This window comes from Paenibacillus sp. Marseille-Q4541, assembly GCF_018310695.1.
In the GTDB taxonomy this organism is placed as follows: domain Bacteria; phylum Bacillota; class Bacilli; order Paenibacillales; family Paenibacillaceae; genus Paenibacillus.
In genome coordinates this window covers 89,397-111,089 of the sequence record NZ_JAGXCY010000007.1, presented here as the reverse complement: position 1 = coordinate 111,089, position 21,693 = coordinate 89,397, and the positions used below count along the sequence as shown (strand labels likewise).

The window sequence follows — 21,693 nt, the reverse complement described above, 5'->3', positions numbered from 1 at the left end:
TTAAATTTATGTTTTGTAAATTAGAGATTAAATATGTATATATTTTATCTATTAAATGATATAATTTTTCTATATAGTAGATTCAAAAAATGCGTGATAGAGTACTCTAAACCAGAGGTTTCCCTCTTTATTGCCTTCTTATCCCTAAATGTAGAGTTTGTAAAATAACTAGAATAGATGAATGAGGTGCCCTCAATTGAACGTATTAAAATTTCAAATTCTCGTCCTCATCGATAAATATAATAAAGTGACGGATGTTGCCAAAGAGCTCGATATGAAGCAACCTACCGTAACTTTTCATATGAAAAGTTTAGAGAAGGACATGAACACCTCTTTATATACTTCGCAACAAGGGAGAATCGTGCTAACGGATGCGGGACGAGCGATCTTGCCTCATGCCAAACAGATGCTTGCTCTTACGGATGTAGTAAGGCGAACGGTACAGCAGTACAGCTCCCTTGAACAAGGAAATGTGCATATCAAAGCAGATATCCTTGCAGCGGAAAATGTCTTACCTTTGTTAATGAATCGTTTTGCATCGGAATACCCAGGCATCGAAATGAAAAGTAGCTTGGTGGAGGATTGTTCTGGAGAAGGAAATATAGAAGGTTCGCTGCTACTTGCACGTAGTGAAAAACAAACCTCGAATGTCGATGATTCGAATTCAGATGATTATATCTTATTGCAGCAGGATCAGTTGATGCTTGTTTACGCGGAGAACCATCCTCTCATGATGAACCCTTCTATAAAGCCGGGTGATCTCTCCGGAAACTTATTCGTGGATTATGAAAGCCAAGGCCTTCTTGGGAAGTATACGGAACTATTTACAGAACGAACGAATGTCCATTTGTGGAAACGAGTGACGGCGGCTACACCACAAGCAGCGCTGAGGGCAGTGCATGCGGGGAATGCGATTACCTTTTTGCCTTCAAGTATGCTCACTTCTCCGCAGTCGAATGTAATTGCCGTCCCCATCCCGGGTCTAGAAGCAAATGACACCCGAGTGTGTACTTACTTATATAGAAGAAAAAATCTTTCGCCGGCAGCTTCTGCGTTCTGGAACTATATAAAATCCATCATGCACCCATCCCATTCGTAGCTCATATATATGACCATGGGCTATGAAGCCAACATTCGGAATGGGAGTTGATTGTTTTGACTTTTTCCACGTTTCCTTCGCCTTCTCCATATACACCCGGTCAAGGAGAGGGTACTCCGCTCCAGTCTTTATTAGGTTCATTAAATATCGGGAGTCTCGCATCTACACCTAATGCAACGCAGGCAGTTCCCGCTAATCTGCTCGGTTCACTGCCATCACCACCGTACCAGGCACTTCAGCAATATCAATTGTTAACTTCCAATCCGACGCAGGCGCAGACTCTCGTTGCACAGGCCAGTCAGCAAACTGGACCTGGTGGATCTCCTTGGCAGATTCCTTCCGGAGGTCCAGGCAGTTCTGGGGGATCCGGCGGAGGACCCATTTATCCAGGTTTTCCAGGCGGCGGATCTATTATTCCATTAGGCCCAGGCGGTTCACCCGGAACAGTAATAGGTCCAGGCGGTCTTGGAAATCCTGGGAATATTCTTGGGAATATCCTACCCGGCCTTGGCAGTCCAAGAGAAGAAGACAAGGAACTAGATGCTGCCGAGAGTTCCACTTCGGAAGTTCAAGTTTCGGAAATTCCAGTCTCGGAATACCGAAGCGCACGTTTTCCATGGACACTCCCTTTTTGTACAAATCGTTGGGCTGTTATCATTACTGGTCCCAATCCATTTAATCTCACAGTTCGTTTGGGAATTGTGCTCTTTACGAATCCAGGAGTAACTGTCTTTCTTCAGACGCAGCCATACCCTATCATTCAAGCCTTTCCAACTTGGCAAATTCTATATATCCAATGTTATTAACTCAAAAATAACCTTGTCTCCTGCGCCTAATAAAGGACCAGCAGGAAACAAGGTTTTTCATTATTTTAATATAACCGTACTATAAGGGGGCAAGCTGAGCATTCCATCCTGTAACGCTGCTTTGCCATCGGTTTGATGCAAGACTACAGAAAAACGATGCTCTGTTTCAGACAAACCAACTTCTTTCTTTTCACCAGACAGGTTATGAATGACAAGCACCTGTTCCTTCGCTGTCGCTCTTATATAAGAAAGAATTCGGCTATCCTCTACGGAGTAATCCTCTACAGTACCATCCCGTAAAGCAGTCGTGTCTGCTCTCCACTGGATCAAAGTACGATACTGAGATAACAAGGACGACGGATCAGAGAGCTGTGCTTCTACATTCACAGAGTCATCATCCAGGTTATGTTTTGCAGGCTCCCACGTTGTTTGCCCTTTACTTCCTGTACTGTCTTGACTCCATAGCATAGGTTCCCGAATTTCTTCGTCAGGCTTTGCTCCTTTCATCCCAATCTCTTCTCCATAGTAGATAAAAGGATTACCGGGTAGGGTTAGCAGAATAGCTGATGCCATACGTGCATGATCTTTATTTCCACTGAGTTGACTCATCACTCGGTTCTGATCATGGTTCGCTAGGAATACGGCATCCACAAATTCACCTTGTGACTTATCTGCGAACAACTCATAATTCCGGGCCAATTGAACTAAAAATCCGCCGTTCTGTTCACTGCTAACGGTACGAATGATTTGTTCAGCGAGTCCAAAGTTAAATCCGGAGTCAAATGCCTGATCCAAATATGGGGCAACCGATACCGGTGAATTCTCCCATACTTCGCCTACAATATAAGCATCCTCTTTCACTTCATTCATAGCCGTGCGGAATTGTTGCCACCAAGCTACATTTTTAGCTACAGTCTCTGCATTGCGATCACTTTGTACGTCTTCGTAAATATGTTTCGCTGCATCCAAACGGAAACCGTCAAAACCTTGAGATAGCCAAAATTGCCCTATATTGATCATCTCTTGGCGTACTGCATCCTGATCGAAGTCCAGATCAGGCATACCACTCCAGAAGGTGCCGAGATAATGGCTGCCACTCTTCTCATGCCAAGCTGGTCCACTCCCTGCAGCACTGAGCCCAGATGGATCAGCGTTCAAATCTTCTGCCCATTTGTACCAAGTACGGTAAGTACTATCCTTGGACGATGCTGAATCAACAAACCATGGATGCTCCGTGCTCGTATGATTCACCACCAGATCCATAATGACCTTGATGCCCCGCTTGTGCGCTTCATCTAATAGAAGTTTCAGATCTTCCACCGTGCCATAATCCGGATTTATCCCATAGTAGTCTGTAACATCATATCCGTGATAGCTTGGAGAAGGATTGATTGGCATAAGCCAGATTCCTTCTACGCCTAAATCGTCTCCCCCAGGTTTGCCATCATTTAAATAATCTAGCTTTTCCGTAATACCGTTCAGATCCCCAATGCCATCTCCATCTGAATCGTAAAAGGAACGCACAAAGATTTCATAATATACACGCCCTGGCTGTTCATCTATAGCAGCTACGTTTTCAGATGGGTGAGGAGCAGGCGTTTCCGCCTGCTCCTCTTTGCTTTCAGAATCCTTTTGTTCTTTGGAGAGCGTGTTGCTCTCCTTTTGACCAGCATCACTACAAGCCGTTGTAAGACCAAGTGAACATATCAGCACACTTGCACCAATCCATTTTTTCCAGGCGAACTTATCCTTCAAGATAGATATCACCCTTTCGTTGCGCCTGCTGTGAGCCCATCCACAAGGAAGCGCTGCAAGAACATATAGAGAAGTGTGATCGGTACGGCAACTAGAACAGAGCCAGCTGCAAACAAAGTGAATTCCGTACTGGAATAACTGTTTACGAGTTCATAAAGTCCAACTGCGAGTGTCCAGTTTTCACGTGACCGAAGAATCAATCTGGCGAAAATAAAATCAACCCAAGCACCGCTAAATGTCATTAATGAAATGTACGTAATGATCGGTCTTGAGAGTGGCAAGATGATACTGATAAAGATCCGCATATGACTTGCACCATCGAGCAAAGCCGATTCTTCCAGCGCTCTAGGAATCGTATCAAAGAATCCTTTGGCAACGAACATCCCCAGCGCAGCACCCGATGTGTATACCAGAATCAGTGCCAGTGGTGAGTCAAGCAGATTCATTTGAAGCAGCATTACATATACCGCGATCATACTCATAAATCCTGGGAACATCCCGAGGATAAGAATGACGGACATCGCTGTCTTACGACCTTTAAACCGGAAACGAGACATCGCATATGCCGTAAGCACTTGAATGATCGTACCTAATATCATACTTGTGACTGCAATTTTCAGCGTATTTCCGTACCACTTCAGGAAAGGAAGATCTTTATCCGCTTGTGGTTTAAAGAGATCTACGTAGTGCTGTATAGTGAACTGTTTTGGAATGATCGTCTCACTGTACAAGGAGTCCCCGACTTTGAAAGAAGACATTACAATCCACAGTGCGGGATAGATACATACAATGGCTATGAGAATCAGCAAAATGTAGCTGAACGTAAGCTTAATCCGTTTTTTTCTTTTCATTGAATCATATCCTCCTCTTTAAACGAACGGCTTCTACGGTAGTTGTAGATTGAGAACGAGGCAATGATTAAGAAAATGAGAATGCCGATCGCTGAGGCAAAGTTATATCTTTGATTATCCAGCGTCAGTTTGTACAGCCAAGTCACGAGCAGGTCCGTACTTCCCGCAAAAGCATAATCTCCATTCGCCGGAGCACCGCCTGTTAACAGGAAAATAACGTTAAAGTTATTAATATTGCCGGCAAACTGCATAATCAAAATCGGCGCAGTTTGGAACAACACAAAAGGCATTGTAATGTTACGGAATTTCTGGAATCCGGAAGCGCCATCTACTTCAGCAGCTTCATACAAATCTTTTGGAATCGCCGTTAGTACACCAAGTACCAGAATCATGGATACCGGAATACCGATCCACATGTTAACGAGAATGACTGTCACTTTCGCCATGAACGGATCATTTAGCCAAGGAACTTGCCCAAGTCCAAGCATACCGAGATACTGATTGATTGGACCAAACTGAGAGTTCAGAATATTTTTCATGACGAGCAAAGAAATAAATTGCGGAATTGCATATGGAAGAATAAAAATGGTACGCCACATTGTCTTGAAGCGAATACCATGTTGCTGAATCAGCAGGGCTACGAGTATACCGCCAAAATAAGTAGTTACTGTCGCTACTACAGCCCATACAATCGTCCAGATCAACACGCCATAGAACGTCTTGCTCCAAGCTTGAAGGGTAAAGAGACTTTTGAAAGTTTCAAGACCGACCCAGTCTACTAGGTTTTTCGGTGGAATATGATCTGGTGCAGAATAGTTTGTAAATGCCATCAAAATCATAAACAAAATCGGTAGAATGGTGAAGAACAGTACTCCGATCGTAGGCAGGGAAAGCAGAAGATAAGGGAAGCCTTTATCAAGTAAATGGCGCATGGTATCTCGGAAAGATGGTGCTTCTTTTCCTTCATCCCGAAGCTGACCGATATGCCGGGCATCCTTAATGTTGCCGATGTAGAACAGAATGAATAGGGCGATGTAGATTAATGCCACAAGGCCATAAATCATCATAAAAATAGAGTGGTCACCAGGAACGTTCTGATAGAGTCTTCCTACCTTCTCCATACGAGAAGGAGAATCTCCGAGCGTCACGAGACCCCATAGATTTGCCCCCATCTGTGCAACAATGAGGTAGATACTTACGATCTCTGCAAGCATGAAAATGGCACCCTTCACCCACTGGCGGTGATAGAATTGTCCAAGTCCCATAAACACTGTTGAAAGTATGGCCCCTTTACGGGCATGGCTTGCTCCGGCCGATTGCGGTTTGCCGGTCGACATCATGGTGGGTGATTGTCCTTTGTTCATAGTATGGTCCCAGCCCTTCCTTCCGCAAAATTGTGATGAACCACCACCGGAAACCTTCAACTCCGGCGGTGGCTCTCATTTTTTTGTCTACTGTTTATCTAGTGATTCCTTCCGGATCTTAAGATCCAGTCTGGATATTGCTCTTCATTTGGCTTGCTACGTTATCCATAATTGCTTTTGGATCTTTGTTACCGTTCCAAAGTTCGGACAATGCTGCTTCCATCGGAGACCAGAATTGAGCCATTGCAGGAATGGAAGGCATTGGAATGGAGTTCTCAAATTGTGCAAGGAACGCGGAAGCAATTTCATCATTTTTCACTGCTTCACTTGCTGCTGCTTCTGTATTCGCTGGGAGTGCACCCGTCATTTCAAAGTTTTTCGTTTGGTTCTCTGCATTGGTAATGAAGTCAGCAAACATTTTTGCTGCATTAGGATATTTCGTATTTGCATTTACGAAGTAGCTTTTTACGCCTGAGAATGGTTTCATTGGCTCGCCATTTGGAAGAGCAGGATATTCACTCACACCGATATTCGCTACGCCTTCTTTCAAGGAACCTACATCCCATGGGCCACTAATGTTCATCGCAAGTTTACCGGATGTAAACAGAGATTTACGGATATCTCCGTTAATATCGGAAGATTTCAGTGGCAAGATTTCTTTTAGAGACCTAAGGAAAGTAGCAGCTTCCACGCCTTGTTCACTGTTCAGACCGATATCAGTAGGATCTGTGCCATCACTGCCGAATACATATGCACCATATCCGCCAAAGAAAGGATAAGAGCCGTATCCGTTACCTACATCCCACATAATTGTGAACTTGTTTGCTTTTGTATCGTTAAAAGTAGCTGCGAATTCCTTGATTTCATCCCAGTTTGCTGGAACTGCATCAATGAGATCTTTATTGTAAAATACAGCTGTTGTCTCAACAGACTTCGGATATCCATACAAAATACCGTCATATGTTAAAGCGTTTACAGCGACTTCACTGTTTCTCGCTTTTACATCTTCTTCAAACCAGTCGTTCGGCATAATCACGCCTGCCGTTACCCCTTGACCTACTTGGTCATGAACACCAGCAAACACGTCAGCACCTACGCCAGCAGGTCCATCCGTAACCATTTGGCTCATTGCTTTATCCGCACCTAGCTCAGTGAAGGATACTTTAACTCCATATTTTTCTTCAAAGGCAGCTGCAGCCTGTTCAACGAATCCTTTTTGATCTCCGCCGTCCCATACCGTAAGCGTAGCCCCTTCTTCTGCAGTAAGTTCCTCTACTTCTGCAGGTGGAGCTTCAGTATCTGGCGTATTTCCTGTGTTTCCTGTATCGGTAGAAGCATCGTTACCTCCACTGCCGCAAGCCGCAAGCAGAACAGTCATAGCAAGTGAGAGTGACATGAAGCTGAATTTCTTTCCGTTTTTCATTGAAAATCATCCCTTCCCCTTTTTTTGCTGCGCATACACCAGCTTTCATTGCTGTATGTACACAGCAACTTAGCTTTCACTGAACTTCCCGAAAAACAGGCAAATACACTCTTTATCTACCCTGCCTTGTAAAAACCTAGGGCTGAATGAATTACACTTTTAATTTGTGCAAACGTTTGTATCCAAGCTCAGGTTTCTACGTTAATTCGGTAAGTTATCAGTGTATGTATCCTGAATCACATGAATTTACTGGTAGGTAAGCGCTTTATTAGCAAACTAATCATAACCGACAAATCGATTTTGTTAAAACGTTTGCATTAATCATATTTGATCATATTTCCTTATTTATAATATATAACACCTTATTATCTCTTTATTACACTATTTGACTGCAATTTACTAATGCTTACACTAAAAATGTAGATACAACAAGTGCTTTTGGGCTGAAAATTTTGAAAATATTGTTCATTTCCATCAAAAACAGTGCCATATTCACTTGTCTTTATCTTGAAAATGCGATTTCAAACTGGTTTGGATTGCTATATGATGTTTTTTAGCGCAATATAGAATTACAATCTGATTCATGGACTCGTAAAAATCTTCATTTACAAAGCAGTAATTCATCGATTAACATATCGATACAAAGCAAACGGTTTCATCAAGGGAGTGAAAGTAAGTGGCGGTAACGATTAAAGACGTGGCAAAGCTGGCGGGCGTATCTCCTTCCACTGTATCCCGTGTGCTTTCTGGACACCCACGTATCAGTCAGAAAACAGCCAGTAAAGTGCGTACTATTATGCAGGAACTTGGTTATCATCCAAACATTATGGCAAAAAGTCTTGTATCCAAAACAACGAAGAGTATTGGGGTTATCCTTCCAAAATCGGCGGAAGAGTTGTTCCTCAATACCTTTTTTATGGAGCTTATTCGGGGGATCGTCACCCAGGCTAACCGATCGGGGTATGATATTGTCATTAGTTCGGGTGCTAGTGAGCAAGAAGAAGTGGAAGCCGTAAGAAGACTCGTATATGGAGGACGCGTAGATGGAGCTATTTTGCTCTATTCTAGACAAAACGACCCTGTCGTCGACTTTTTGCAGCAAGAGAATTTCCCGTTTGTACTAATTGGCAGAAATGAACAATATCCCGAACTTCTATCTGTCGACACGGATAATGTACAAGCAGCCTATGATGCCACTCGGCATCTCATTTCTTTTGGACATGAACGGATCGGTTTTGTCAGTGGTCCCAAAAATTTAATGGTATCCAAAGACAGATTAAATGGCTATCACCGAGCAATGAAAGAAGCAGGGCTACCTGTTAAATCCGATTGGATTGTGGAAGATGATTTTTTGCAGGAGAGCGGGTATCGGGCAATGTCGTTCTTTATGAGTCTCCCCGAACGTCCGACAGCCCTCGTTGTTATTGATGATGTGGTCAGTTTCGGTGTCCTTCGTGGACTTAATGAACTGGGATTCAAAGTTCCATCCGACCTGTGCATTGTCAGCTTTAATAACAATCCTTTGTCCGAGTTGTACAGTCCTCCTCTAAGCAGTATTGATATCGGAATTTATCACTTGGGGTATGTTGCTTCTCAAGCTCTAATTCAAGCGATTCAAGATGAGGATAAATCCTTGTTCACCAAGCGCCATATTATTCCTCATAAACTTATAGTAAGAGAATCCTCGATGTATAATCTTTCTCAACGAACGGTCTGATTTCTGGTATAGTACCTCCTATTACAGAAATAGTATAGTACCCGCGGTCTCACCGGACAGCGGGTACTTCGTTTTTTACTCCTCTTCATCTAGCGGCCCCTTCTTTTCCAGCAGAACTTTGTTCTTGATAAGCGTAATGAATTCAAGCTTCATACTTTGCAAAGCATCTTCTTCTGGCATAGGGATGTACCTACTTAGAAGTTTCATATCGGATTCAAACATATCAAGCAGTTGTTCCATCGCCTCAGAATCGCCCTGCTGCACGCCATGAACAAGCCTTAGGAACTCATTTTCTTCGATAGACTCTGAATTGTTTTTCTTCTCCATTTGTTCACCGCCTGCTGACTGATATTAAGCTTACTTGCGATCTCAGCCTCACTTCGATCTTCCAAATAAAATAAACGAATGACTTTCTGTCCCGTGTCCGAGGGGATGAGTCCAAGGATATATTCGACAAACATTTTGGACTCGATCTCTTGCTCAGGTGACGTGCCCGTAATAAATAGGATGTCTGTTTTTAGGGGAAGTTCTCTTTGACGCTCGGCACGGGCACGGTACTGAAGACGCCAAGCAATTCGTTTGAGTTCTTTTTGGTAATCGTGAATGGCATTGCTCATAAATAACACCTCTTTCCCATCATTTTTATAGGAACGTTTGTTCCCTTTTATAGCTATTATAATCGCAACTCCTTTTTCTTCCAAGTCCCAAAATTGAAATCTATTTATCTCTTATTTTTATTTGCTGGGTCTTTTGTCCTTCACTTTAAGAAAAAACACTAAACTTCACTATGAAACATCTTGAAACTGATAATCACGTGTAATTTTAGATAATGAAAAAACCTCGTAGAAACAAAGTGTAAAAATTATGAATAAATGCTTTATTACAGCAAATTTTACATAAGAAATAGATGCAATTGACAATCTTCAAACAAATCAGTATTAAAATTCACAGAGATAGCAAAACAACAAAAACAACAGAAATAAAAACAAAAAAATACTTTTCGTGTTGTTTTGATGACAGAAGGGAGCTGTAACTTATTATCGATAAGTCAACTATTTAGAGTTCAAACATGTAGATGTAATGTTCATCGTTTCTAGTCTCTTACTTCACAATCGACATCACAAGGAGGATTCAAAACTTGAAAATCAAGAAATTGTTATCCCCATGCATGGCAGGAATTATTGCATTTTCTGCTATGTCTTCTACTGAAGCTATGTATACTGAGCATGCTCAAGCTGCTCAAGTTACTACTGCAGTCGATAAACCAGTGAGTTCCAAACCTAGCGGACGCTATGAGCAGTCTGTAACGATTACCCTAAACAGCTCTACCCCTGGAGCAACCATATACTACACACTGGATGGGACGCTCCCCGATGAGATGAGCCTTAAGTACAATGGAACACCCATTGTTCTAACGGACTCAACGAACGTTTCGGTAAGAGCTTTGAAAGACGGTGTATGGAGCGTAGCTGGCACTTACGGCTATATCATTAAATCAACCGAAAAGCCGTTACTTCAAGTAGTAGCGATGTCTGACATCCATATGGGATCCTCCAATGGAGATCCTCAAGGCAATTCAGCTGAGGCCTTGGCAAAAGTTAGAGCGCGTTATACAAGCAACTTTGATGTTATTTCTTCGATTTTCAAAAATCCTGACGCCATCGTCATTGCAGGAGACGCAATCAATGATAATGGCGATAGTCTCGGTGCAAATCATTCGATTGTGACAAATATTTTCAAGGAACAACTCGCGCGCACGAACATGACGAATACCCGTGTTCAATTCGCCATGGGAAATCACGATGACAAAGTCTCGACTGCTATAAATAACTATCCGCCGGAATGGTTTACTACACAGCCCAACGGCTACTATGAGCAGACAATCGGCGGTTATTCGTTCTTCTTTCTGAATGGCAACAACTATAACAATGATACGGAGCAGCGGAACTGGCTGAAAAGTAGACTTGCCACGATTACGAGTGATGCAGCGAATAAGAACAAGCCTATTTTCATTACGTTACACCACCCCGTCACAGGCACCGTTATGGATGGTCAACAGACATCTAACCCGAACCTCTATAAGGATCTGCAGGATTACCCGGAGGTTATCGTCTTAAGTGGGCACTCCCATTTGAATATCAATGACGATCGATCTATACATCAAAAAGATTTTACCTCCATTAACCTAGGATCGATGTCCTATATTGAAGTAGATCATGGCTACTCTGCTATCACGGATGAAGGTCTTGTAGATGGCCGGTTCGAATTCCCAGTGAATCAAGCTCAATTCATTGAGGTGTATGCCGATCGGATCGAGATTGATCGCGTCGAGTTCAATGGCGATTCCAGCTCCATCTACAGCGGTGGCAAATGGCAAGGCCCTACCGATGCCCCGTTCAACAGTGCTGGTGCATTAGCAGGCAAGAAGTGGGTGGTGAAGCTGCAAGGGAACACCATGGAAGAAATCAAAGACAATTTCACTTATACATCGAACAACCGGAATAAAACCGCACCTCAATTCCCCGTGAATCCCGAGCTTCAAGTGAAAGCTGGCGCGAACGATACGCCTGTGCTCGCATTCAGACAAGCCAATGACGATCAATCTATGCATCATTACGAGATTAAAGTATCAAACAAACGCACGGGAAGCATCGCAAAGACCTATAATGTCTTATCAGATTACTATTTCTCTCCGATTCCAAACCGAATGAATATTCCAATGACCGGACTGGATGCGGCAACCTCTTATTTTGTTACAATTACCGCTGTAGATGCCTATGGCAACAAGAGTGCGGCACTCCAAACCTCCTTCGTAACTGGTGGTACGCCGCCTGAATTAACACCGATTGATCCAGCAACGATGTGGAATCTGCTCGTATCCGATATGAAATTCGATGATAATTTAAATGACACCGCTGCGGGTGTAACAGGGCTCGCAACCAAGTCAGGGTCCGTCTCTTTCGTCGATGGCAAATCCGGCAAAGCTATCAGCATTCCTGCTGGCAATAGCAATTATGTTGATCTAGGCGATCGCCAAGACTTGAAATTCGGAAGTGGCAACTTTACTGTATCGTTCATGCACATGGGCAATTTAGCAGGCGATCAGACGGTTCTGTCCAATAAAGATTGGAATTCAGGCGCCAATGTCGGCTGGTACATCGGTCCTGCTACAGCGAATCACTTGACGCTGAACATGGCTTCGAACGGAAAACGCATCGATTATTCAGCGACCAGTGTAGGAACCGAGTGGCACCACATTACAGTATCGGTAGATCGGGAGAACAATGCCGCGACAACCTACGTTGATGGTATTGCCAAAGCTACCAAGGATATTTCTACTTTGGGGACAGGCAGTATGGATACCCCGTATAACATCATACTTGGGGCAGACGGGCGGAAAGCGAATGGCGGAGCCAACGTGACCCTGGATGACCTAAAAATATGGAAACGTGCACTCTCTGCTACAGAAGCCAAGGCGCTATCTGACTCCTATAAAATGGACACGATGTACTACACTTACGATCAGTTAACGGCTAAAATCGCCGAGGCCGATAAATTCATATCCTATATCTCTGCAACGACGGGAGTGTCCCTTCCTGCACAAGAGAAGGATGAGCTGGAACGGAAGTTAACTGCGGCGAAGTCCTTGAGCTCCGGAGACGACGCAGCGATTATCGATCAGTCTTATGTTGAGCTAATGTGGGAGTTACAAGCGGCAAAGGAAGCCGTGGTATACAGCTTTATTCCAAAAACCGGCTTTACCATCGACTCTTTCAGCTCCTATGCAGACAATGAGGATGCCATTGCTGCTAACATTTTGGACGGTGACCAAACTACGATCTGGCATTCAAAATGGGAAGCACCTGTACCTGATTTCCCGCATTGGGTCATCATCGACATGAAAGCCTCCTATCAACTTAATGGAATTCAGCGTACGAGTCGGCCGAATCAATCGGCGATGGAATTTCCAAAAGGATTTGAACTTTATGCTTCAGACAAGCTAACCGACCTGAGCGATCCTACCTTCTTAGATGACGAATCAAACAAGGTGTCTGGTGTGTTCAGCAAAACTTGGACAGGTTCGGTGTACAAGGATTTTGTCGCTCTTGACAGAAACGTACAAGGACGATATGTCAAATTTTTAGTTACTGGCACTTACAATACCGATACAACCAAGAAGTTTACAAGCATGAGTGAAATTGATTTTACAGGCGAAAAGATGGCTAGCCCAAGCGTGCAATTGCTTGATTTACAGGTTAATGGAACGACGGTAGCGGACTTTGCACCGGATAAACTTGAGTATTCGCTATATGTGCCTAACACCACCACTTCGGTCGAAATCACTTACACAGCAGAGCATGAAGATACAAGCGTCATCGTGACCGGAGGAACGGATTTGAAGGTTGGCGATAACGTTGTGTCGGTTGTCGTAACCGCACTGGATGGGAACAGCAAAACTTATGTTATCCATGTTCATCGGACCGAAGCCCCTCTTCCATCCGATGCCTCACTACTGCAACTGAACGTTAATGGAAAAGCGATTACAGATTTTGCTCCAGACAAACTTGATTATGAGCTAAAGGTACCTTACGAAACATCGGTAACAACAGTAACTTATGAAGCAGCCGATCCTGCTGCAGTCGTAGAGATTGTTGGCGGCGACAAATTAGTCGTCGGTGAGAATCCAATCACTGTGACCGTAACAGCTCAAGACGGTATTACAAAACTTATTTATAACGTCTTGATCACAAGGCAGCCTGAAGCGATATTGTCTAATGCAAACCTATCAGATCTGCGTATAAACGGAACAACCGTAGCACATTTTGCACCGGATAAGCTCGATTACACCCTAAACGTATCCAACGACGTGTCCGTAGCCCAAGTCACTTACGTGGCAGAGGATCCCGCCGCAACGGTTCACATTACGGGAGGACCTGAATTACGTGTGGGGGACAACCGTATTTCCGTTCTTATCACAGCACAGGACAACAGCACCACCAAGGAATATGTAGTGAACGTCAATCGGGATAAACCATCTTCCGAGACATCGCCTGGGGAATCGACTGGTGATCCATCCGGAGGTTCATCTGTAATCCCACCTTTGGTACCTCCGGTCAAGCCAGAGCTTCCATCAGATGCCATCGCTATTGAAGATAAAGATCTAAACACCGATAGCCCATCTGTATCCATTAAGCTGACTGAAGGTATAAACCGCGTCATGATTCCCGTGTCGCAATCAGATAAACTGAAAGGGCGCACCTTAACCGTACAAGCAGAGAACATCACTCTCACCGTGCCTGCCCAAATCTTGAGCGCATTAAACCTTTTGCTGCCAAAGGCTGATGAATCCGCGATGATTACAGTCAAAATTGAACCGATTGCAGCAGAACTTGCCAATGAAACGATCCAGAAGGCAAGCCTAACAGGCAATGGTAGCTATACGCTCGGTGGCAATATGTTCGATCTATCGATCTTCATCACAGATGCTTCCGGAAAAATGTACACATTAAGTTCATTGCCGAAGCCTGTAACGGTGTCGTTCCCGATTCCTAAGGGGATGAATCCAAAGTTTGCTGGAATTTATCAAATCCAAGAGAATGGGAGCCCGCTATACTTGGGAGGAAAGCTCGTTCAGGATACGACGATTCAAATCGAGCTTGATCATTTCAGCCCGTACGCCGTGTTATCTTATGAAAAGACATATGACGACGTAAATGCTCAGCACTGGGCATACGACACCATCCGGGAACTGACAGCGAAGCATATCGTTACAGGTGTGACGAACTCAAGCTTTGCTCCATCCCAAGACGTGACCCGTGTAGAATTCACGGCATTAATTGCTAAAGCGCTTGGTCTGACTTCATCTTCCGCTGCCTCTCCATTTAACGATGTAAACGAAAATGCATGGTATGCAGATGAAGTGACTGCAGCGTATGCTGCAAAAATCGTCACTGGTGCATCAAAACAATCATTCCATCCAAATCGAAACATCACCCGTGAAGAGATGGCGATGATGCTCGTCCGAGCTTACGAGTATCAGACTGGACAGGTTCTGGAGCGCACCCCTGCGAAGCTCCTTGATAATTCAAAAATTGGCAAACAGGCGCTTCCTTACGTCAATGCAGCATTGCATTCGAATTTGTTGAAGGGACGTCAAGCAGGACGCTTCGAACCTACTGCTCTTACCTCTCGTGCAGAAGCAGCGCAAGCGATATACAACTTACTTCATTCATTTGAATAAAAGTGTCACCCATATGTTCTTATCCTCCGAAGCTCCACCTTCGCCCAACAAGCGAGGGTGGAGCTTTTCTTACTGTTATGTACATATGAGAGCCAAATTCAAAAGAATAAAAAAAATTTTGAAACTGGTTGTATTTTCGCTGCTCTCGACTCCTATATTAGTGAACAACAAAAAAATAAAAGAAATAAGAGGAGGAATTAAGTATGAGCTGTAAACAAGAAAATCTAGTCGTAGAAACACTGACGGTACCAGGAAACATTAATATCGATATCGCTTCCGCAAAAGCAGGTGACGAACGCAGACTAATGCTTAGTGATAACCCGGAGACGTTGACTCAAGAAATTTTGACTGAACCTTTTGCAACACTTTGGCATGATGTTGTAGTGACTTCCAAACGCTCCATGAAGCATCGGATCTTTGGATGGCACTACAATCGCACAGGGGCTCCCGTTCGTATTGGAGTCACGATTGAAAATAAAGACAAGGATCAAATCGAGGTCCGACACATCGAAAGAGATCTCAAACTTAGTCCTTCAACAGGTCAGTGGATCATCGATGTAGGTCAATGCCTTGCCAAATCATGCGTGGGTGGTACCCTCGATCGAATCAAACCGGTAGATCATTATAAATTCAGTAAAGGAGTTGCTCTCATTGAGGAATTTACAGTGGAAGAAGACGTACTCGCAGGATTCATTTACGAATTTACAGTAGAGCATGCAAGCGGAAAAGGGGGTCAGAATTACGAGATTCGGACCGTCGTATCCAAAGTCGAAGATAAAGACCTCCGAGAGATTACTTCAGACCCGCTTCCACCTCGTCCGGCTCCACAGGCCCATCCGCGCGGAAGTTGGACTTTCTCAGAAACCGATGCAACGACACCGGTATATCGTGTTGGCCAAAGTGCCAATTACCGTACCTGTGCGGGGACAAAATTAACGGGAGAGTTGCCCGCTGACCTGCTCTTCACTGCTGACAGCAGCACGCTTCCTGGGTCTATGACTAATCGCGGACAATTTGGAGTTGTCTATCAGGTAACCATACCTATTCTGAATGAAACGGATCGTGAATCTACCATTCGTATTCGGGTAAATCCACGCGGGGGTGCCTTTGCCGGAGCTGCACTCATTGATGGTAAAACATACGGTATTCCGCTTCTTCGCAATAATACACAGGCAAGTCCCATCGCGGACGTCACTGTTCCTCCCGGTGAGAGCTCCTACTCTTTCAAATACATGACGGCTGGCAGCGCAAGCACACCGCTTGGCATTTATGTAACGACACTTACCCCGGAAGCTTAATCCTCTCTGTCTATTCATGAACTATCTTTTCAACTCCTTCGCAACATCCCCTTCATATCAAAAAGCCTTGCCCTAACCGAGTTTACTCGGGGAAGGACAAGGCTTTTTACTTGCTTACATTCTATTTATTACGACGCAGGGATAATTAGTTTTTGACCCACTTGCAGGGTATACACATTGCTAATTTTGTTTGCTTTTACAATTGCATTCCAATCCACTCCATATTTCAAGCCAAGGCGATATAAGTTGTCACCTTTTTTCACAACGTGGACTTTGTCTTTGCTAACTTCCGGCTTGGATGGCTTTTCTGGCTTGGATGGTTCTGGTTTTGACGGTTTTTCTGGTTCCGGTTTGGATGGTTTCTCCGGCTCCGGTGTTGGTGTTGGTTCAGGCGTTGATGTTGTGTTTCCTGCCAGCTTCAAGGAATACTTACCAAACCCGCCTTCTCCTTCACCAAGGTATGTCATCACATTGCTCAGCTCTTTATCTGCTTGAACCATTTTGTTCGCTTCAGGTGCTGTATTGAAAATAACTTCAGGATTGCCACTTACAGCAGAGAACGACCAGTTGCCGTCCGCAGCCGGGTTAATCGTTTTGTTCTCTGTGATATAGTCAATGATCACTTGACGACTCTCATCTGGTGCAGCCAGTACGATACGTTTGCCATCTGGATTTGCAAGTTTAGAAGATCCAGCACGATAATTGTTCGTAGCTACGATAAATTTCTTCTTCAGATCGATCGCTTTTCCGTCAAATTGAAGGTTTTTGATACGGCTTGCAGAAGCGTTTACAACTTGACCTTTTGCATCGTATTTAGCAGGCTGAGTTACATCAATTTCATAAGTTACGCCATCAATAACGTCGAAGTTGTACGTTGGAAAATCAAGATTAACCAGCGCTTGCTCGCCCTTTTTACTCGGATCAATCTGGTTAAATTGTCCTGCGGACCATTCGAGCCATTCTTTTACTTCCGCACCTGTAACTTCAACTGCATGTACTGTATTCGGATATACATACAAATCTGCTACATTCTTGATTGCAATTGTTCCTGTTGGAATATCGGTGTAATAGTCTGCACCCATACGGCCGCCTGCTTTGAATGGAGCACCAGCAGACAATACAGGAATCCCCTCATACTCCGTGCCTTTCAGTTTGTTCTCGATGTACCATTTTTGAGCATTCGTTACGATCTGAATGGAAGGATCATCTTGTACTAGAGCAAAGTAGCTCGTAATCGGTGCTGTTGTTGTTCCCACAGGTCCGCGAACGTAGTCCACTGTTGCTTCGTGCTCGGCTGATACTGCTGCCACGATTTCTTTATCTGCTTTAACGATCGCTTTTTTGTTCGCAGCATCGTAAATCGGACTTGCAACGGATTTGGAATCTACAACTTTCCATTTGCCGTTTACTTGCTCCAGCTGCAAATCAATAACTCCCAAGTTATCTCCCCAAGCACCGGGTTCTACAGCGGCAACATTATTGATGGTGCCTTTTTCAAGATTAACTCCCTTTTGATCTGCAAATGCACTTCCCGGGAAAACCTTGTGAGCATGTCCAAACAGAATGGCATCAACACCATCCACTTCGCTAAGCGGAAGAACGGCATTCTCAGCCATGTCTGCTGGTGGATTTTGATCATATCCGGTATGAGCGAGTGCAACGATAATGTCTGCACCTTTTGCTTTAATTTCCGGAACAAACTTTTCTGCTGTCTTTACAATATCTTTAGTAATGACTTTGCCTGTAAGAGAAGAACTGTCCCACTGCATGATCTGTGGAGTTACAAGTCCAATCACACCGACCTTCAGCGTATGCTCCTTGCCAGACTCGTCTTTTACTTTTTTCTCAATAATTTCATAAGGTTTAAAATAGTTCACATCATTGCTCTCGTCCTTGTCCCCATCGTCTTTGTAGACGTTGGCATTCACATAAGGAAACTCAGCACCTTTGAGAGTTTGGTTCAAGAAATCAAGCCCATAGTTGAACTCATGATTTCCGAGCGTAGCTGCATCATAATCGAGCAGATTCATTGCTTTATACACGGGATGAACCTCAGCACCCTTCAGGGGCTTCACTTTGGCTACATAATCGCCTAGCGGATTCCCTTGAATAAGGTCACCATTATCAAACAAAAGGCTGTTCGTCGCTTCACTACGAGCCTGTTTAATAAGCGTAGCCGTTCTTGCAAGGCCGTAGGTATCCACAGCTTTGTCGCTGTAGTAGTCATAATCGAGGAGATTAACGTGAATATCCGTTGTTTCTAGGATCCGCAACTTAACTTTTGCCGCATCGGCTGCTGATACAGGTTGTCCAGGAATTGCGAATAATTGAAACAGCAAGGCTGCCGTGGTCAGACCTGCCAATATAGGTTTGCGTGATTTCAAAAGAACCCCTCCTGATTTTCATTACCATGTACTCTTGACTCATGTGTAGTGTAAATATCTACTGTAAACCCTGAATCCGAAGTCATTATCAATTATGTAAATCATATCTGTCAGGTTGTTTTACACACGAACCCCCTTTGGTAAAAATAGACTTCTCCACGATATTCTAAACCATTTATTACTAGTATAAAAGAGTTAATTTATCAGAAACAACCTAATCAGACAAAATTTTCAATACAATTTACACATAGGTAACATCATATAATATATTCATGTCATTTCCTTGTGAAAGCCTTCGTTTTATAGAAGACAAATTTCTATTTTACAAAAATCATAGCAAAGAGGAGCAACCTATAAGATCGCCCCTCTTTCGATAACATCAGCCTAAATTAGCTTTGTATTTATGACTCCCATACCTGTTTTTCTTGACCTTTACCCGTGTACTCTATCCGTTTCGGTGTGATATCCAAAATTACGTAGTTCGGGTCTTCTGGTCCGCTAAACCAATTTTTAAATTCATCATTCCATAATTTCTTGCGCAGTCCGCTGTCTTTCGTTACACTCGCTATACCCTCGATCTCCAGTACATCCTTAGTACCCCCTGCTTCATAACCTAACAGCAAGCTAATATTCGGGTTATCCTCTAGCTCTTCCACCTTATGAGTACAGCGGTTTGTTGCCATATGAATGTTCAGACCATCATTAAATATAGCCATATATCTTACTTTGGGTTTACCACCCTCTACTGTAGCCAAGGAACCAAATTTATTCTGTTCAATTGCCGTTACGATTGCACGTTCAAGATCCGTTTTATTCATTGTATTTGTCCCCTTTCGAGAGAGAAGTTTTAAGGTTTAATAGAAATTCCTATTACTATAGTGTACCCGTCTCTCAAAAGTTGAACCGTATTTATTATGCTTGAGGGCCGCTCATAATTTTATCTTTTCCTCCCATGTAGGGACGAAGTGCCTTTGGAATATAAATGCTTCCATCCTCCATTTGATGGTTCTCCAGCAGTGGAATCAATATTCTTGGCGAGGCTACAGCCGTATTATTCAGCGTATGAACATACTTTAGATTCCCATCTGCATCCCGGTAGCGAATCTCAGATCGACGAGCCTGAAAGTCATGCAAATTGGACGACGAATGGGTCTCTCCATAGGCCTGCCTGCTTGGCATCCAGGTCTCGATATCATATTGTTTGTACGTTTTCTGTGACATGTCTCCCGTGCATACGGCCATGACCCGGTAAGGAAGTTCAAGCGCTTGTAGCAGCTCTTCGGCATAACCCGTAATTTCTTGAAGTACCTGTTCAGACACTTTGGCATTGGCTTCCGTCAGAACTACCATTTCTACTTTGGCAAACTGATGGACTCGGTAAAGTCCCCTGACATCTCGACCTGCCGATCCTACCTCGCTGCGGAAGCTGGTCGATACGGCTGCAAGTCGAATGGGTTCTGTTACATCAATGACCTCTCCGGCATAATACGAGATAAGCGGAACTTCTGAGGTGCCGACAAGAAATTTGTTTTCCCCTTCCAGAGCATAAGTTTGGTCACGCCCTGTTGGGAAAAAACCGGTGTTCACCAGTGCCTCTTCCCTTACCATAACCGGTACTTCCATTGGGGTAAATCCGTGTTTCATCACAATATCCAGCGCAAGCTGCTGAACCGCTCGGTGCAATAATACTCCGTCACCTTTCAAATAATAACTTCTCGAACCAGCGACCTTAACTCCACGTGGCACATCGAATAGTTCATGCAGTTCCCCAAGCTGAATATGATCTTTAATGGGAAAGTCCCACTCTTTGACTTCACCCTCCTGCCGAACAAGTACATTATCTGCATCCGACTCACCAATGGGGGTATCCTGTGATACGATGTTGGGAACTAGCATCTTTAGCCTGTCATAATCCTGTTCAACTTCGGACAATGTCTTCTCCATCTGTGCGATGCTAACGCCAAGTTCCCTTATGTCCTCGCGGTACTGATTCGCTTCCTCCTTACGTCCTTCCCGCATAAGCAGACCTACTTTTTCCGAACCTGCATTTCGTTGCCCACGAAGCTTCTCAACCTTCGTGATTAGTTCCCTGCGTTTGTCGTCTGCGTCCAAAAGTTCTCGGAGCGACATATTCATCTTCTTCTGCTTTGCAACTTCCTCTACCTCATCTGCATGCTCACGAATCCATTTCATATCTAGCATAAACCGCTCACGTCCCTGTCGTTATTATTTAAAAAAAGACAAAGAGCGCCCTCATCCCTTGGGACGAGGAGCGCTCTATATGCTCGCGGTGCCACCCAACTTATTGAAATGAACTTTGAATTTCTGAATTTGCATCCATTTCAATCACTTTGGTTCCGCGATAACGGGCGGTGCCGATTAACTTAGGGGATTGACGTACTCCCTTGACGAAAACGCCTCCGAGTTGGATTCTCTTCACTGGCATTTTAATCGGTTTTTAGTTGAAAATGATTATAGAATAGCTTTCTCCAATTTGCAACCTTTTCATTCATTCCCCTCCCATTTCATCCTCTTATGATCTGGACATGCCTGCGGTATAAGACTATAATGAGTTTTTGTAATACCTTACTTTATAATGTGCTCAAGGGGTGCTGGTTCAAAGCCGGCTGAGATAGTATCCGTGAAAACGTGTAGATACGTACCCTGTAACCTGATCTGGATAATGCCAGCGTAGGAATGGAGAAATATGTTTTGGCTTTCACTTGAAGTATAAGTATAGCCGTTCCCCCTTACG

Annotated in this window: 14 protein-coding genes and 1 riboswitch; of the genes, 5 read left to right on the top strand and 9 right to left on the bottom strand. The window is 43.9% G+C overall.

Going from position 1 to position 21,693, the window contains the following annotated elements:
• Positions 1-196 precede the first annotated feature (196 nt).
• Both KFT32_RS10685 and KFT32_RS10680 read left to right on the top strand, forming a co-directional pair.
• Entirely contained in the window at positions 197-1,099 is a 903-nt protein-coding gene (locus tag KFT32_RS10685; RefSeq protein ID WP_211747178.1) for a LysR family transcriptional regulator, read from the top strand.
• A gap of 56 nt (positions 1,100-1,155) precedes the next feature.
• A complete protein-coding gene (locus KFT32_RS10680) occupies positions 1,156-1,905 on the top strand; it encodes a hypothetical protein (RefSeq protein WP_211747177.1) in 750 nt (249 codons plus the stop codon).
• Between the two features lie 60 nt (positions 1,906-1,965).
• On the opposite strand, the gene KFT32_RS10675 is transcribed toward KFT32_RS10680, so the two are convergent.
• The 4 genes from KFT32_RS10675 to KFT32_RS10660 all read right to left on the bottom strand — a co-directional run bounded on the left by KFT32_RS10675 (position 1,966) and on the right by KFT32_RS10660 (position 7,298).
• Positions 1,966-3,660 carry an alpha-amylase family glycosyl hydrolase gene (locus KFT32_RS10675; protein WP_249435805.1) on the bottom strand — a complete coding sequence of 565 codons (1,695 nt, stop codon included), beginning with the start codon at positions 3,658-3,660 and terminating at the stop codon, positions 1,966-1,968.
• An 8-nt stretch (positions 3,661-3,668) separates the two neighbouring features.
• The gene (locus KFT32_RS10670) at positions 3,669-4,511 is read right to left on the bottom strand and encodes a sugar ABC transporter permease (protein WP_211747176.1); all 843 of its coding nucleotides are present in this window, start codon (positions 4,509-4,511) and stop codon (positions 3,669-3,671) included.
• Positions 4,508-5,848 (bottom strand): carbohydrate ABC transporter permease, encoded by a 1,341-nt coding sequence (locus tag KFT32_RS10665; protein ID WP_211747281.1) that lies wholly within the window; start codon positions 5,846-5,848, stop codon positions 4,508-4,510. Before KFT32_RS10665 ends, KFT32_RS10670 begins: the two co-directional genes overlap by 4 nt.
• A gap of 145 nt (positions 5,849-5,993) precedes the next feature.
• A complete protein-coding gene (locus KFT32_RS10660; RefSeq protein WP_211747175.1) occupies positions 5,994-7,298 on the bottom strand; it encodes a sugar ABC transporter substrate-binding protein in 1,305 nt (434 codons plus the stop codon).
• A gap of 676 nt (positions 7,299-7,974) precedes the next feature.
• Between KFT32_RS10660 and KFT32_RS10655 the strand changes: the two genes are divergently transcribed.
• Positions 7,975-9,015: a LacI family DNA-binding transcriptional regulator gene (locus KFT32_RS10655; RefSeq protein WP_211747174.1), complete on the top strand. Its 1,041-nt coding sequence runs from the start codon at positions 7,975-7,977 to the stop codon at positions 9,013-9,015.
• Positions 9,016-9,090: 75 nt separating this feature from the next.
• Here KFT32_RS10655 and KFT32_RS10650 read toward each other — a convergent pair whose 3' ends face one another.
• The gene (locus tag KFT32_RS10650) at positions 9,091-9,342 is read right to left on the bottom strand and encodes a helix-turn-helix domain-containing protein (RefSeq protein WP_211747173.1); all 252 of its coding nucleotides are present in this window, start codon (positions 9,340-9,342) and stop codon (positions 9,091-9,093) included.
• On the bottom strand, positions 9,294-9,632 hold the full coding sequence (locus KFT32_RS10645; protein ID WP_211747172.1) for an RNA polymerase sigma factor: 339 nt from the start codon (positions 9,630-9,632) through the stop codon (positions 9,294-9,296). Before KFT32_RS10645 ends, KFT32_RS10650 begins: the two co-directional genes overlap by 49 nt.
• Before the next feature lie 521 nt (positions 9,633-10,153).
• Between KFT32_RS10645 and KFT32_RS10640 the strand changes: the two genes are divergently transcribed.
• Positions 10,154-15,256, top strand: coding sequence for a cadherin-like beta sandwich domain-containing protein (locus tag KFT32_RS10640; protein WP_211747171.1), 5,103 nt, complete (start codon positions 10,154-10,156; stop codon positions 15,254-15,256).
• A 203-nt stretch (positions 15,257-15,459) separates the two neighbouring features.
• Complete coding sequence (locus KFT32_RS10635) at positions 15,460-16,554, top strand: hypothetical protein (protein ID WP_211747170.1); 1,095 nt, start codon at positions 15,460-15,462, stop codon at positions 16,552-16,554.
• A gap of 128 nt (positions 16,555-16,682) precedes the next feature.
• On the opposite strand, the gene KFT32_RS10630 is transcribed toward KFT32_RS10635, so the two are convergent.
• From KFT32_RS10630 to serS, 3 genes are all read right to left on the bottom strand, one after another.
• The gene (locus KFT32_RS10630; protein WP_211747169.1) at positions 16,683-18,938 is read right to left on the bottom strand and encodes a bifunctional 2',3'-cyclic-nucleotide 2'-phosphodiesterase/3'-nucleotidase; all 2,256 of its coding nucleotides are present in this window, start codon (positions 18,936-18,938) and stop codon (positions 16,683-16,685) included.
• A gap of 401 nt (positions 18,939-19,339) precedes the next feature.
• Positions 19,340-19,756 carry a pyridoxamine 5'-phosphate oxidase family protein gene (locus KFT32_RS10625; protein WP_211747168.1) on the bottom strand — a complete coding sequence of 139 codons (417 nt, stop codon included), beginning with the start codon at positions 19,754-19,756 and terminating at the stop codon, positions 19,340-19,342.
• Positions 19,757-19,850: 94 nt separating this feature from the next.
• Positions 19,851-21,140 (bottom strand): serine--tRNA ligase, encoded by a 1,290-nt coding sequence (gene serS, locus KFT32_RS10620; protein ID WP_211747167.1) that lies wholly within the window; start codon positions 21,138-21,140, stop codon positions 19,851-19,853.
• A 393-nt stretch (positions 21,141-21,533) separates the two neighbouring features.
• A riboswitch (TPP riboswitch) is annotated at positions 21,534-21,654 on the top strand.
• Positions 21,655-21,693 lie beyond the last annotated feature (39 nt).